9 protein-coding genes are annotated in these 15,381 nt (G+C 75.1%); 4 read left to right on the forward strand and 5 right to left on the reverse strand.

Translation table 11 applies throughout. The features are described from left to right. Positions 1–103: 103 nt before the first annotated feature. From ACOBQU_RS32690 to ACOBQU_RS32705, 4 genes are all read left to right on the forward strand, one after another. The gene (locus ACOBQU_RS32690) at positions 104–1,630 is read left to right on the forward strand and encodes a hypothetical protein (protein ID WP_423632153.1); all 1,527 of its coding nucleotides are present in this window, start codon (positions 104–106) and stop codon (positions 1,628–1,630) included. Beyond that, the gene (locus tag ACOBQU_RS32695) at positions 1,630–1,824 is read left to right on the forward strand and encodes a hypothetical protein (protein ID WP_423632155.1); all 195 of its coding nucleotides are present in this window, start codon (positions 1,630–1,632) and stop codon (positions 1,822–1,824) included. Before ACOBQU_RS32690 ends, ACOBQU_RS32695 begins: the two co-directional genes overlap by 1 nt. Beyond that, positions 1,821–2,714, forward strand: coding sequence for a hypothetical protein (locus ACOBQU_RS32700; protein ID WP_423632157.1), 894 nt, complete (start codon positions 1,821–1,823; stop codon positions 2,712–2,714). Before ACOBQU_RS32695 ends, ACOBQU_RS32700 begins: the two co-directional genes overlap by 4 nt. A gap of 71 nt (positions 2,715–2,785) precedes the next feature. Continuing rightward, entirely contained in the window at positions 2,786–7,489 is a 4,704-nt protein-coding gene (locus ACOBQU_RS32705) for a hypothetical protein (RefSeq protein WP_423632159.1), read from the forward strand. A gap of 103 nt (positions 7,490–7,592) precedes the next feature. Here ACOBQU_RS32705 and ACOBQU_RS32710 read toward each other — a convergent pair whose 3' ends face one another. From ACOBQU_RS32710 to ACOBQU_RS32730, 5 genes are all read right to left on the reverse strand, one after another. After that, complete coding sequence (locus ACOBQU_RS32710) at positions 7,593–8,714, reverse strand: aromatic ring-hydroxylating oxygenase subunit alpha (protein WP_423632161.1); 1,122 nt, start codon at positions 8,712–8,714, stop codon at positions 7,593–7,595. Between the two features lie 62 nt (positions 8,715–8,776). Next, entirely contained in the window at positions 8,777–9,964 is a 1,188-nt protein-coding gene (gene solA / locus ACOBQU_RS32715; protein ID WP_423632163.1) for an N-methyl-L-tryptophan oxidase, read from the reverse strand. Positions 9,965–10,093: 129 nt separating this feature from the next. Next, the gene (locus ACOBQU_RS32720; protein WP_423634860.1) at positions 10,094–12,562 is read right to left on the reverse strand and encodes a GcvT family protein; all 2,469 of its coding nucleotides are present in this window, start codon (positions 12,560–12,562) and stop codon (positions 10,094–10,096) included. Between the two features lie 116 nt (positions 12,563–12,678). After that, entirely contained in the window at positions 12,679–13,764 is a 1,086-nt protein-coding gene (locus tag ACOBQU_RS32725; RefSeq protein ID WP_423632165.1) for an S-(hydroxymethyl)mycothiol dehydrogenase, read from the reverse strand. 631 nt (positions 13,765–14,395) lie between these two features. Next, positions 14,396–15,139, reverse strand: a complete 744-nt coding sequence (locus ACOBQU_RS32730) for an IclR family transcriptional regulator (protein WP_423634862.1) — start codon at positions 15,137–15,139, stop codon at positions 14,396–14,398. Between the last annotated feature and the right edge of the window lie 242 nt (positions 15,140–15,381).

The raw sequence follows: 15,381 nt of genomic DNA on the forward strand, positions 1-15,381 counted from the left end.
CGGCTCCCGAGCGGGGTCGGGCGCCGCGCGGCACCCGCCGTGGCGCCCGGGGGCATCTGCGTCGTTTCGACCGTTGTCAGACCGAGGACCTAGTCTGTGCACCGTGACTTCGCCTGCCGTATCGGACACCGCTCCGTCCCAGCTCAGCGCGGGGCCGCGGCCCGCGCCGGGCCCGGCCGCCGACGAGGGCCTGGCCCGCCGCCTGCGCGCCCTCGCGTGCACGGCCCCGCTGCACGACCTGGACGCCCGCAAGGCCAACCTGGCGGGGGAGTACTCGGTGTACGCGATGGCGGAGGTGGCCCTCTCCGCCATCGACCTGGTCACGCTGAACATGGACTTCGACACGGGCGCCGACCACGAGCAGATCGTGACCCGCCTGCTGCCCCGCGTCGCCGCCCAGGCCCCGCACCGCCCGGCCGCCGAGCACGAGCGCGTGGCCCGCTGGGTCCTGGAGAACCTGATCAACGTGGGCAGCGTGGACCGCGGCTTCCGCGCGGTGTACGGCACGTTCGGCCCGGACGGCGCCTACGTCCGGCGGGACTACGACTTCAAGCTCATCGAGGAGGTCCCCGGGTACGGCGGCGGAGTCTTCCTGCGCACCACGGACGAGGCGGTCAACGTCCTCGTCGGCGCCCTCGACACGGACGTCACCAGCGCCCAGATCGCCGCCGAGGTCAAGCTGGAGGTGCTGATCAGCCGCGGCCGCCTCGCCGACGCCCAGCTCGCCGCCGAGCAGGCCCGCTACCGCACCGTGCAGTACTCGGAATCCCTCCGCAAGGCCCTCGACGCCACCCGGCGCAACGTGCGCGCGGTGGACTGGCTCAAGGCCGTCCCCGACATGATCGCCGAGGCCCTCGACCACGTGGCCGACCGGTACCGCCACGAGAACGCGATCCTGACCAACATCCGCAAGGCCCGCGACGAGTCCGAGGACCCCGAGCAGAAGCGCCGCGCCGCCGAGCTGGTCGACATCGTCAAGGACTGCATCCGCCGCCACACCCAGCTCCAGTCCCGCCTCCTCGAAGCGGGCCCGCTGTTCCGCGCCGAGCAGGACCGGCAGGCCTTCGCGACCCCCACCGCCCGCGCGGGCCTCGACCTGTACGGCCAGCTCGTCGCCCCCGTCCTGCCGCTCCCCGCCGAGCAGGCCCTGCGCGTCACGGACGCCTTCTTCGCCCACGGCACGGGCCTGCGCACGCCTGTGTCCGTCCGCGTCGGCGACCTGGTGGACATACTGCTCACGCCCCCCATGGAGCGGGAGCACCTGGGCGCGGAGATGCCCGAGCCGGACCTCATCGCCACGCCCGACGACAGCCGGTTCAGCGAGGAGCAGCTGGCCAGCGCCCAGGAGCTGCTGGCCCTGCCGCCCGACGCCCCGCGCCGCCTGTCCGGCCTGCTCGCCGACGCCCGCCGCCGGGACCCCGAACTGCCCTATCTGGTCGCCCTCCTGGCGGTGCACGCCGCGAGCCCGCCCGTCGGCACGGCCTACCGCCAGGGCGAGCAGCAGCTGCTCTTCGCCGTGGACGACGGCACCGAACTCGACGACCCGGAGTTCGGCGGCGCCGACCTCATCGTGGGCACGGCGCTGCTCGACGCCGCGGGCATGGCGGCCGACCGGACGGAGGCCGCCTGATGCCCACCACCCGCGAGTGCCTCCAGGGGCCCGTACGCCCTGTACGCCCCGTGCACCCTGTGCACCCCGTGCACAAGGGCGTTCCCTCCGTAGACACGGGACACACGGGCACCCCCGTCTCCGTACGACCGACACCGCCGACCGACCGCGGCACGACACCGCCGACCGACCGCAGCAAGGAGCCCCAGCCGTGACCGACCACCCCGCAGAGCACGCCGCGTGGGGCGAGCCGGACTCCACGGCGGCCCCGGCCGCGCAGGCCGCCGTCACCCCGGCCGACGCCGCCGACGCCGCCCGCCTGGTCGCCTTCGGCCTCCAGCCCAAGCTCCAGCCCGCCCGCGACCAGGAGTACGGCGACCTGCTGCGCCGCTACCGCGAGGACCCGCCCTTCGCCCGCCTCGCCGACGCCGTCGCCACCGGCCTCGGCCTGGTCGTCCTGGAGGTGTCCCCGCGCGCGGGCATGGCCGTCACCGCCGCCGAGGACTCCGTGTTCGCCGTCCGCATGGGCGACTACGCCCGCCGCGCCGCCGCCGACTCCACCGACCGCTTCCTGCACGGCCTCGCCCACCTCGCCGTCGCGGCCCTGGCCTTCCCCCGCCCCGAGGACCTCGCCGACGACGGGTACGTGGGCCGGGTCACGGTCAACGGCGTCGACGCGTTCGTCCGCCAGGCCTGCCGCCGCCTGGAGGAGCGCGCCGAGGAACAGGGCGAGAACACGGACCCGGCCACGGACGCCCCCGGCCTGGAGGCCGCCTGGCGCGTCTGGGCGCGCCGCAGCGCAACCGGCGCCACCAAGGACGCGCGCAGGCTCGCCGGTTCGACCACCGGCATCGTCGGCAAGGCCGTCGCCTTCCTCACCGACTCCGGCTTCCTCCAGCGCACGGGCGACGACTCCGGAGGGACGTACCGCACGACCGCGCGCTACCAGCTCCAGGTGCGCGACATGGCGGGCAGCGCCGCCCTCACCGAGCTGCTCGAACTCGGCGTCGTCCCGGTGACGGACGGCTCCGCCACGCTGCTGCCCCCCGACGACACCGACGACCTGGAGCTGGCGGCCGACGCGGGCCTGCCGTTCCACTCCTGACCCCGAGGGCCGGGGTGCCCCACCCCGGCCGTTCCGCACGAGTTACCGACTGACGACGAGAGTCCGCCGCCATGTACGAGCTGTCCCGGGTCCGCCTCTACTCCATCGGACCTGCCGGTGCGCGCTACGCCGACACCGTCCTCGACCTGCGCGGCGTGGGCGACGTGGTGCCCGACCCCGCGCCCGCGCAGGCGGAGTTCTTCGAAGAGGAGCCCGTCGGCCCGCCGCGCAGGCCCGCGCCCGCGGGCGTGCTCTTCCTGGAGAACGGCGGCGGCAAGTCCGTCCTGCTCAAGCTGATCTTCTCGGTGATGCTGCCGGGCCACCGCAACACCCTGGGCGGCGCCAGCTCCGGCGTGCTGCGCAAGTTCCTGCTCGCCGACGACTGCGGGCACGTCGCCCTGGAGTGGCAGCACACCCTGACCGGCGAGTGCGTCGTCGTCGGCAAGGTCAGCGAGTGGCGCGGCCGCCAGGTCTCCAACGACCCGCGGAAGTTCGCCGAGGCCTGGTACTCCTTCAGGCCCGGCCCCGGCATGAGCCTGGACTCGCTGCCCGTGGCCGAGTCCACCGCCGTGCGGCCCCCCGTGGAGGGCGCCTCGGGCGCGCAGGGCCGCCGCCGCACCATGAAGGGCTTCCGCGACGCCCTCACCGAGGCGGGCAAGGCGTACCCGCACCTCGAAGTGCACTGGGAGGAGATCCACGACCGCTGGAACGAGCACCTGGGCGACCTCGGCCTCGACCCCGAGCTCTTCCGCTACCAGCGCGAGATGAACGCCGACGAGGGCGAGGCAGCGGGCCTGTTCGCGGTCAAGAAGGACTCCGACTTCACCGACCTGCTGCTGCGCGCCGTCACCGACACGCGCGACACGGACGGTCTCGCCGACCTCGTCCACGGCTTCGGCAACAAGCTGGGCCGCCGCGCCGAGCTGATCGCCGAGCGGGACTTCACCGCGGGCTCCGTGGACCTCCTCGGCCGCATCGTGGACGCCGCCGAGACCCGGGCCCGGGCGCGCGATGTGCACGCGGGCGCCGAGCGGCGCACCCGCACCCTCGCCCGCCGCCTGTCCGCCCGCGCCGTCGAGGAGCGCGGCCGCGCGGCGGAGCTGGCCGAGCAGGTCACGGCCGCCGCCCACACGGTCACGGAGGCTGAGCGCACCCGCGAGCGCGCCGCCCTGATCTCCGCCGAACTGGCCTACCGGCACGCCTCGCTGGCGCTGACCGTCGCCGAGAAGGCCGCCGCCGCCCAGCGCCGCGAGCTGGCCGACGCCCGCACCCTGCACGCCGCCTGGCAGGCCGCCGAGGCCGTCCTGCGCCACCGCGCCGCCGCCGACCGCTCCGCGCGCGTGGCCGCCGCGATCCGCGAGGCCGAGCGGGACGCCGCCCCCGCGCTCGCCGCCCGCGCCAAGGCCGCCGCCGACCTCGTGCGCGCGCTGCACACGGCGGCCGAGGACGCCGAGGCGCACGCCAACGAGGAGGAGGAGCGCTCCGCCACCCTCCAGGAGACCGGCGAGGCCGCCCACCGCGACGCCACCGCCGCCGCCACGGAGGCCCAGCGCGCCCGCAGCGAGGCCGGGCACCTGCGCCAGCGCCTGGCCGAGGTCGAGCAGGAGACCGCCGAGGCCGTCCGCGCGGGCTGGCTCGACGACAGCGCCCCGGACGCCGACCCGGCGCGCGCCGCGCTCGCCGCGAGCGACGCCGAGAAGACAGCCGTCGCCGCCTGGGACACCGCCCGCGAGACCGCCCGCCGGGCCACGGAGCACGCCAAGGAGGCCGCCGCCGCGGAGTCCCGCGCCGAGCTGACCGCGGCCCGCGCCGCGGACGCCGCGACGGCCGCCGAGCAGGCGTACGAGGCGGAGCGCCGCGCCGCCGAGTCCCTCGCCCGGGACGAGCGCCTCGCGGAACTCCTCGGCCTGCCGGGCGCCCCCGGCGGCGTACCGCAGCCCCGGCACGCGGACGGCGAGGACGGGGCCGAAGGAGACGGCGATGCCGCGTCCGGCCGCTCCGGAGCCGCGCTCACCGCGGAGGACCTCGACCGCGCGGCCGACGACCTGCGCGGCCTGCTGGAGGAGGGCGTGGCCGCCGCCGAGCGGCAGCTGTTCGAGCTGAGGACGGCCGCCGCCGACGACGCCCGCATCCTGGGGGCGCTGGGTGACGGCGGGCTCCTGCCGCCCGGGCCCGACGTCCTCGCCACCGTCGAGTTCCTGGGTGAGCACGGCATCCCCGCGCTGCCCGGCTGGCGCTATCTGGCGCAGGCCGTCGACCCGGCCGACCACGCGCGGGTGCTCGCGGCCCGCCCCGAGCTGGTCGACGGCGTCATCATCACCGACCCCGACACCCACGCCCGCGCCCGCGAGGCGCTCACCGGCGCCGCGCTCCTGCCGCGCTCCACGGTCGCCGTCGGCACCGCCGCCGCGCTGCTCGCCCCGACCCCCGGTGAGTCCGCGCCGGACGGCGACGTGTTCCTCGTACCGCCGAACCCGGCCATGCACGACGAGCACGCGGCCGACGAGGAGCGCCAGGCCCTGCGCGCCCGCGCCACGCGGCGCGACGACGAGATCCGCGCCCTCGCCCAGCGCCTCGCCAAGGACCGGGAGCTGGCCGCCCGGCTCGCGTCCTGGCGCTCCGGGTGCCCGGCCGGGCGCCTCGAAGAGTTGGCCTCCGCCGCGCGCGAGGCCCGCCGGTTCGCCGAGGAGACCGAGGCCGAGCTGGCCGAGGCCCGGGCCGCGCGCGCCGAGGCCGACGAGGCCGCGGGCGACGCCACCCGGGTGCGGGACGAGCGGCAGGAGGCCGCCCAGAAGGCCCGGCGCGCCGCCGACGCCCTCGCCGGGCTCGCGTTCCGCCTGCGCGAGCGCGCCGGTTGGCAGACGACCCTGCGCGAGCTGGCCGACGACGCCGTGGAGTACGAGGCCCGCGCCCAGGCCTGCCTGGACCGGGCCCGCGCCGCCGACGAGGACCGGCGCGCCGCCCAGCGCGCGGCTGACGACGCGCGCCGGACCGCGCGCGCCCTGCGCGCCGAGCGCGCCGAGATCGCGGGCGCCCCCGAGGACGTATCCCTGGAGACCCCGGACTCCCCGGACGCCCCGGGCTCTACGGAGACACCGGGTTCTACGGAGACGCCGGACGCTCCGAAGCCGTCGCTGCCCGCGCTCCGCGAGGCCTACCGCGCGGCCTCCCAGCTCTACGAGAAGGTGGGCGTCGGCGCCGACCTGCGCGCCGAGCAGGCCCGCGCCGAGAGCGACGAGTCCGCCGCGCTCGCCGAACTGGACCGGCTCAGCAACAAGGTCCGCACCCGTGCCGCCCAGCTCCTGGAGGGCACCGACGGCGCCGACGGACCCTCCCGGCAGGCCGCCGCCGCCCGCGCCGAGGCGCAGGTCCAGCTCATCGAGTCCCGCGCGTCCGCCGCCAGCGAGCAGCTCGGCCGCCTGCGCGGCGAGGCCGAGCGGCATGCCCCCGAGGACGGCGACGCGCACACGGACCTGCCCGACGACCTGGTGCCCACCGACGCCGAGCACGCCCAGGCACTCCTGCGCACCGCCACCACCGAGCTGGCCGAGCGCACGGAGGCGCTGACCCAGGCCAAGGAGGCGCACGCCGCCCTCCTGCGCGCCCACCGCACCACCGAAGACGCGGCCAGCGGCTTCGACGAGACGGCCGCACTCCTGCGCGACCTGCTCCGCGAGCACCACGACGCGGAGGACGAGGAGCAGCCCGAGCCGCACCCCGGCACCCTCGAAGAGGCCCGCCAGGCCGCCGCCGAGGCCCGCCGCTCGCTGCGCGGGTGCGCCGCTGACCTGTCCGCCGCGGAGGCGGCCGTCCGCGAGGCCAGCGACGTCCTGGTGCGGCACGCCAACTCCACGCGCTACGAACAGGTCCGCACGCCCGCCCGCCAGCAGATCCGGGAGCTGCCCGCCGCCGCGCTCCCCGAGCACGCCAAGAAGTGGGCGGACGCCTTCGCGCCCCGCCTGCGCGTGCTCACCGACGAGCTGGAGCAGCTGGAGCGCAACCGCGACAGCATCGTCGACCGGCTGCGCGGCCTCGTCGAGTCGGCGCTCGCGACCCTGAGGTCCGCCCAGCGCCTGTCCCGGCTCCCCGAGGGCCTCGGCGAGTGGTCCGGCCAGGAATTCCTGCGCATCCGCTTCGAAGAGCCCGACCAGGCCACGCTCACCGAGCGGCTCGGCGAGGTCATCGACGACGCGACCCGCGCGGCCGTGAAGAAGAACTCCGACCTGCGAAGGGACGGCATGTCCCTGCTGCTCAGGGGAGTTCAGGCCGCCCTGGAGCCGCGCGGCGTCGCCGTGGAGATCCTCAAGCCCGACGCGGTGCTCCGCGCCGAGCGCGTCCCCGTCGGGCAGATGGGCGACGTGTTCTCCGGCGGCCAGCTGCTGACCGCCGCCATCGCCCTGTACTGCACGATGGCCGCCCTGCGGTCGAACGACCGGGGCCGCGACAAGCACCGCCACGCGGGCACGCTGTTCCTCGACAACCCCATCGGCCGCGCCAACGCCACCTACCTCCTGGAGCTCCAGCGCGCGGTGTCCGACGCCCTCGGCGTCCAGCTGCTGTACACCACCGGCCTGTTCGACACGACGGCGCTCGCCGAGTTCCCGCTGGTCATCCGGCTGCGCAACGACGCCGACCTGCGTGCGGGCCTGAAGTACATCAGCGTCGAGGAGCACCTGCGCCCCGGCCTGCCCCAGGCGCAGCAGGCCCCGGCCGAGGAGACGGTGCACGGCGAGATCACGGCGACACGCATGTTCAAGAAGCCGGTCGCGGGCTGAGCGGCAGGGCGGGTCGGTCCGGGCGGGGCAGGCCGGGCCGACGGCTCGGTGCGCCCGTCAGACGGTGCGCCCGTCAGACGTGTGACTGTCAGACGTGCGACTGTCAGACGGCGCCGAGCCGCCCGGTGACCCACGCGTGGAAGGCGCCGATGTGGTGCTCGGTCGGCACGAGCACCCCGCCGTCCCGGTAGGCGCGTGAGGTCATCGCGGGCTGGGTGCGCTCGCACGCCGCGAAGTCCTGCTCGTTGACGCGGTGGAACAGCTCCACCGACTTCGACAGGTCCGCTCCGGAGGCGACGACCTCGGGCGCGTACAGCCAGTCGCACTCGACGACCGTGCGGTCCGCCGCGCGCGGGAACATCCGGTGCAGGATCACATGGTCCGGTACGAGGTTCACGAACACCGTCGGCTTGACGGTGACCGCGTAGTAGCGGCGGTCCTGGTCGTCGGCGACCTCCGGGAGGCGGCCGAAGCCCGCGCTGCCGTCCACGGTGAAACCGCTCACCTCCTCGCCGAACGCCGCCCCGTGCCCCACGTAGTACTGCGCGGCGAAGCCGTTCGCGAACTCCGGCAGGACGTCGGTCAGTTCGGGGTGGATGGTGGCGCAGTGGTAGCACTCCATGAAGTTCTCGACGATCAGCTTCCAGTTGGCGCGCACGTCGTAGCGCACCCGCCGCCCGAGCGCCAGGTCGTGGACGCGGTAGCGCTCGACGGCGGCCGGGTCGCCGAGCCGCTCGACGGCTTCGCCGATCACGGTCTCTTCGAAGGAGGGCGGTTCCTCGGCGAGGCACACCCAGGCGTAGCCCAGCCACTCCCGCAGCGCCACCGCGACCAGGCCGTACGCGGAGCGGTCGACGTCGGGCATCCCGCTGAGGTTCGGCGCGGCGACGAGCCTGCCGTCCAGGCCGTACGTCCAGGCGTGGTACGGGCACTGCAGGCCGCGCCGGACCTCGCCCGCGGCGTCCGTGCACAGGCGGGCGCCCCGGTGGCGGCACACGTTGAGGAAGGCGCGAAGGCCGCCGTCGCGGGCGCGGGTGATCAGGACGCTCTCGCGGCCGATCTCGACCGTGCGGTACGCGCCGGGGCGGTCGAGGTCGGCGGAGCGCACCGCGCAGGTCCACAGCGCTTCAAAGACGTTCTCCTGCTCCCGCCGGAACACGTCGGGGTCGGTGTAGGCGCGACCGGGCAGCGTCGCGACGAGGCTCGCGGAGACCTGGGTGGTCACGTGCGCACTCCTTGGGGTCCTCAGGGTTCCTCAGGGTTTCCTCGGGGGGGCCTCGGGGGTCCTCACGCGGGCGCCGCGGCGGGCGCCGGGTTGAGGGGGCCGGTGATCCTGCGCGGGTCGAACAGCTCGATGGGGTGGGCGGTGGCGCCGTCGAGCGCCAGGTCGGCGAGGATCTCCCCGACCACCGGCACGAACTTGAAGCCGTGCCCGGAGAACCCGCACGCCACCGTCACCGACTCCGGGTGCGCCGGATGGCGGGTGATGACGAAGTGCTCGTCGGGCGTGGTGGTGTACATGCAGGTGGCTGCCTTCAGCAGACGCCCGGGCAGCAGCGGTATGTGCCGCGCCATGTGCGCGGCCATCGCCGCGACCTCCTCCGGGTGTACGGTGCGGTCGATGCTCTCCGGAGTGCATACCGAACCCTTGCGGAAGAAGGCCACCTTCGCTCCGCGTTCGGGGCCGTCGATCGCCGGGAAGCCGTAGACGTGGACGCCCTCCGCGTCCTCCCAGACGTAGATCGGATGCCGCTCCGGCAGGAACGGGCCGACCCCGCCGGTCGGCTGGAACCAGTACATGACCTGCCGCTCGATGGTGAACGGAACCCCGAGGTCCGCCAGCAGCCCCGGCGCCCACGCACCCGGGCAGATCACCAGCTGCCCCGCGGTGTACGTGTCCTCCGGAGTGTGCACCCGCACCCCGCCCCGGAACGGCTCCCAGCGGACGACCGGCTCTTCGAAGCGCAGCTCGGCGCCCTGGCGCGTGGCCAGCTGGAGGTGCGCGGCGACGGTGTTCTCCGGCCGGACGAGGCCCGCCCGCTCCTCGTACAGCGCCACCTCTTCGTCGCGCGGCGTCAGCGTCGGGAAGCGGCGGCGGATCTCCCGGGCGTCGAGCATCTGGTGCGGAAGGCCCCAGGTCTCCGCGGACAGCCGCGCTCCGGAGACCACCCGCCCCTCCGGGAGCCCGACCATGAGGCCGCCGCACAGGAGGGCGATCTCGCGCCCGGTGTCGCGCTCCAGCTTGTCGTACAGCTCGTAGGCGCGCAGCAGGAGCGGGACGTACGCGGGGTCCTCGAAGTACGACTGGCGCGTGACCCGCGAGCCGCCGTGGCTGGAGCCGCGCTGGTGTACGGGGCCGAACTTCTCCAGGCCGAGGACGCGGGCGCCGCGCGCCGAGAGGTGGTGCGCGGCGGCGCTGCCCATGCCGCCCAGACCGATGACGATCACGTCGTACGAGGGGGTGGTGGGCGACATCGGGGCCTCCGGGGTGTGAAAAGCGCCCTCCAGGGAGCGCGGGGGACTGCGTGATCAGCCGCGGCGGGGCGCGGACGGACGGCGCCCTGTGCCGGGCGACGGCTCGTCACGGCGCGTTCTGCGGAGCCTTCAGCATCGGATACGGGTCATGCCGGGGTCGAAGAGGGGTTCCTCGGCGACCGTCGCGGGCAGTCGCTCTCCGAAGTACGCGATGTGGGCGCCGGTCCCGGCGGGCAGCGGCGGCAGCCAGGCGTACGCGACGCAGCGGCCCAGCGTGTAGCCGTACGCGGCGCTGGTGACGTATCCGGCGGGGGCGTCGCCGGTGCCGTCGCGGGTGGCGTCGACGTACACCGGTTCGGCGCCGAGGACCACGGCGGCCGGGTCGTCGAGGAGCAGCGGGGTGAGCGCGCGGGTGCGCGGGCCGCGTTCCTGGAGGGCCGCGCGCCCCACGAAGTCGCCCTTGTCCAGGCGGACGGCGAAGCCGAGCCCCGCCTCGTACGGGTCGTGTTCGGTGGTCATGTCCTGGCCCCAGGCGCGGTAGCCCTTCTCCAGGCGCAGGCTCGCGAACGCGGACCGCCCGGCCGCGATCACGCCGAGGTGCCGCCCCGCCTCCCACAGCGTGTCCCACAGGCACTGTCCGAGGTCGGCGCTGGTGTACAGCTCCCAGCCGAGTTCGCCGACGTAGCTCAGGCGCAGCGCCGTCACCGGGACGTGGCCGATGTGGGTCTCGCGGGCCTTGAAGTAGCCGAACGCCTCGTGCGAGAAGTCGTCGCGCGTCAGCGGCTGGACCAGCGCGCGGGCCAGCGGCCCCCACACACCGACGCAGCACGTCCCTTGGGTGATCTCCCTGATGTGCACGTCGTGCGGCGCGTGCGAACGTAGCCAGTGGAGATCGGCGGGGGAGTTGGCGCCGACCTGGAAGCGGTGCGGGGCGAGGCGTGCCACGGTCAGGTCGGAGCGGATGCCGCCCGCCTCGTCGAGAAGGAGGGTGTAGGTGACCGAACCGGGCTTCTTGCGAAGGTTGTTGGTGGTCATGCGCTGAAGGAAGGCCAGGGCGCCGGGGCCTGTGACCTCCAGTCGGCGCAGCGGCGTCATGTCGTACAGGGCGACCCGCTCGCGTGTCGCCCTCGCTTCGGCCGCGGCGATCGGCGACCAGTGGCGCGTGGACCAGGCGTCCCGCTCGGGCAGGCCGAGGCCCTTGGCGAGCGGCGCGTTGGCCTCGTACCAGTGCGGGCGCTCCCAGCCGCCGCCCTCCATGAAGTGGGCGCCCAGCTCCCGCTGGCGGGCGTGGAAGGGACTGACGCGCAAGGGACGCGGCCCCGCGATGGGCTGCGCCGGGTGGATCACGTCGTACACCTCGACGAACTGCCGGGCGCCGCGCTCCGCGACATACGCGGGGGAGCGCTGCGCGTCCTCGAAGCGTGTCAGGTCGCAGCCGTGGACGTCCGTGGAGGGGCGGCCACGCACCATCCACTCGGCGACGGCGCTCGCCGCGCCCGCGGAGTGCGTGACCCACACGGCCTCGGCCAGCCAGAAGCCGCGCAGCTCGGGTGACTCGCCGAGCAGCGGCATACCGTCGGGAGTGAAGGAGAACACGCCGTTGAAGCCCTCGTCGACCGCCGACTCCTTGAGCGCGGGCAGCAGTTCGCAGGTGTCCTGCCAGCTCGGGCCGAAGTCCTCCTCGGTGAAGGGGTACGCCGAGGGCATCGCGGGCACGGCACGCCCGGCCGCGACGGCCTCCTCGTACGCGGGGACGGCGAACGGGTCGACGGGCAGCGGTCGATGGGCGTACGAGCCGATGCCCAGGCGGTCGGTGTGCTCCCGGAAGTACAGGTCGCGGTCCTGGAAGCGCAGGATGGGCCGAGTGGCCTCGGCACGGGGAGCACGAGGGCCGCTGCTGGGGGCGCCCGTGTCCTGGAGCGCGGGCAGCGGCCGGGTGGTGGCGTACTGGTGGGCGAGCGGCAGCAGGGGCACGTCCACGCCCGCCATGGAGCCGATCACCGGCCCCCAGAAGCCCGCCGCGGACACGATGTGGTCGGCGGGGAAGCTCCCCCGGTCCGTGATCACGCCGGTGACGCGGCCACCGGCCTGCTCGATTCCGGTCACGGTGTGCCGGTCGAGGAAGCGGGCGCCGCGGCGCGCGGCCCGTGCGATCTGCGCGCGGCAGGCCGGGACGGCGCGTGCGAGGCCGTCGTCCGGGGTGTGCAGACCGCCGAGCACCTGGCCGGTGTCGAGCAGCGGCCACAGCTCCTTGCAGCGGCCGGGGCCGACGAGTTCGGCGCGGATGCCCCAGGACGCGGCGAGCCCCGCCTTGCGGTGCAGATCGGCCCAGCGCTCCGCGGTGGTGGCCAGCTCCAGGCCGCCCACCGCGTGGAAGCAGGGCAGACCGTCGACGCGCAGCTCGGTGAACTTCCGCACGGTGTATGCGGCGAACGCGCTCAGCGTCCGACACGGGCTGGTCTGGAAGACGAGCCCCGGCGCGTGCGAGGTGGAGCCGCCGGGCGCGGGCAGCGGCCCCTGTTCGAGAACGGTCACGTCGCTCCAGCCGCGGGCGGTCAGCTCGTCGGCCAGGGAGCAGCCGACGATTCCGGCGCCGATGACGACGACGCGGGGGCCGCCGGGACCGGGGCCGCCGGTGCGGGGGCCGCTCGCGTGGGGGCTCGGTCGCGGGGCGTCGCGCGTGCCGGGGGCGTGTCCCGGTTCGGGCGCGGCGGTCACAGGACCACCACCGACCTCAGCACCTCACCGCGCCGCATGGCCGCGAAGGCCTCCTCGACCTCGTCCAGCGCGATCTTCTCGGTCACGAAGGCACCGAGGTCCAGCCTGCGGCTGAGGTACTGGTCGACGAGGATGGGGAAGTCCCGGGAGGGCAGACAGTCCCCGTACCAGGAGGACTTGAGGGCCCCGCCGCGGGAGAACAGGTCGATCAGCGGCAGCTCGACGGTCATGGCCGGGTCGGGCACGCCGACCTGCACGAGCACGCCCGCGTGGTCGCGCATGTGGAGGGCCTGCCGGTACGTCTCGGGGAGGCCGACCGCGTCGATGGCGACGTCGACCCCGAAGCCGCCGGTGAGGCCCCGCACGGCCTCGACGGCGTCCGTGCCACGGGAGTTGACGGTGTGCGTGGCGCCGAACCGCGTGGCGCCGTCGAGCTTCGCGTCGTCGATGTCGACGGCGATGACGCGCCGCGCCCCGGCGAGCGAGGCCCCGGCGATCGCGGCGCATCCGACGCCGCCGCAGCCGATGACGGCGACGGTGTCGCCGCGGCCCACGTTCCCCGTGTTCACCGCGGCCCCGTACCCGGCCATCACACCGCAGCCGATCAGGCCCGCGGCCTCCGGGCGGGCCGCCGGGTCGACCTTCACGGCCTGGCCCGCGGCGACCAGCGTCAGCTGCGCGAACGCGCCGATGCCGAGCGCCGCCGTGAGCGGCGTGCCGTCCAGGAGCGTCATCGGCTGGGCCGCGTTGCGCGAGTCGAAGCAGTACCAGGGGCGGCCGCGCACGCAGGACCGGCAGGCGCCGCACGGGGCGCGCCACGCGAGGATCACATAGTCGCCCGGCCGCAGCCCGTCGACGTCGGGGCCGACCGCCTCGACGGTGCCCGCGGCCTCGTGCCCCAGCAGGAACGGGAAGCCGTCGCCGACCGCCCCCTCCCGGTAGTGCAGGTCCGTGTGGCAGACCCCGCAGGCCTGCACGGAGACAAGTGCCTCTCCCGGTCCGGGATCCGGCACGACGATCGTCTGCACCTCGACGGGTGCGCCCTTCTTCGCGGCGACGACGCCACGGACCTCGTGTGGCACGGCCAGGCTCCTCTGCGGAACGTTGCGCTACGGCGCGACGGCGTGACGGGTGCAGCGACGCGCAAGCGCGGACTGTTGTTGCGTACTCCACGATCGGTTGCGCTATCGGAGACATCGTGCGAGCGGCATCAAGGGCCCGTCAAGGGGGCGGAGCGGGCGGAGCCGGGGCGCGGGCGGAGCCCGCGAGAAGCTGAGGGGACGGGCCATGCCTGCGGCTTGGCAATGCGGCGGGACGGGTGGGAAGCGCGGGGTGAACAGGGTTGCTGGAGCGCGTGAGGCACGCGGGGCGTGGGCGGCCGTGAGGGAGCGCGTGAGGCACGCGGGGCGTGGGCGGCCGTGAGGGAGCGCGTGAGGCACGCGGGGCGTGGGCGGCCGTGAGGGAGCGGGGAGTGCGGAACGCACGGGAGCGCGAAGCGCCAGAGGGTGCGAGATGAGGCGGGAGAGGGTGCTGGATCAGGTGTGAGAGGGCGCTGGGCCGGGACATCCGGGCCCAGCGTCCCCTGCTCGCTGCTCGCTGCTCGCGCTCGTGTGCCGGTCGGTGTGCGCCGTGTCGGCGCGGTCGATACTGCCTCTGTCGGCGCCCGGCACGGCTGTCTGCGCGGGTCAGCGCCTGCTCGCGCCTGTCAGGGCGTCAGAACCCGTACCCCATCCGCCGCGACAGCTCGACGGCCGCCGCGACCGTGCGCTTGGCGATCTCCGTGAGCCGGTCCTCGGTCAGCCGGTAGACCGGTCCGGACGCGCTCAGCGCCCCGATCACCTTGCCGTCGTGCCCGCGCACCGGCGCCGCGACGGCGGCGAGGCCCACCTCCAGCTCCTCGAACGCGGTCGCGTAGCCCCGCTCCGTGACGGTCCCGAGCTCGGTGCGCAGCGCCACCGTGCCGGTGACCGTGTGCTCCGTGAAGCGGGGCAGCGTACGGGCGACCAGACCCTCGCGCAGGGGCGTGGGCAGGTGGGCCAGCAGCACCTTGCCGCTGGACGTGGCGTGCAGCGGGGTGCGTCTGCCGAGCCAGTTCTGGGCGGTCACGGACGCGGGGCCGCGGGCCTGCATGATGTTGACGGCCGCGTCGTCGTCGAGGACCGCGATATTGACCGTCTCGCCCAGCTCGTCCGCGAGCTCCCGGCAGACGGGACCGCCCTCCTGCGAGATGTCCATGCGCACCGCCGCGGCCCCCGCGAGACGCAGCACGCCCGCCCCCAGGAAGTACTTGCCGCGGTCCTTGGCCTGCCCGACGAGCCCGCGGTTCTCCAGCACCCCGAGCAGCCGGAACGCCGTCGACTTGTGCACGCCCAGCTCGTCCGCGATCTCCGTGACACCGGCCTCGCCGTGCCGGGCCAGGATCTCCAGGACGCTCACGGCCCGGTCCACGGACTGCACCGCGGAGGCGGCGCCCCTGGTGGCCTGCGCCGCCCGGGACCCGGCGGCCTTCGCGGGCGCCGAGCGCTTCGCCGGGGCTCTCCCCGGCGCTTCCCGAGGGGGGACCCCGGGCGCCTTCTGGGGTGTGGTGCTGTGCGGCTCCCCGTTCTGGTCAGGCTGTTTCCGCGTGCGGGTCATATCTCAACTCTCACCACTCGGCGGCCGGTTGAAGCCGCGTACCAGGGAAGCCCTTGACGCGATGG

Origin of the sequence: Streptomyces sp. G45 (assembly GCF_049542095.1) — a bacterium.
GTDB lineage: Bacteria > Actinomycetota > Actinomycetes > Streptomycetales > Streptomycetaceae > Streptomyces.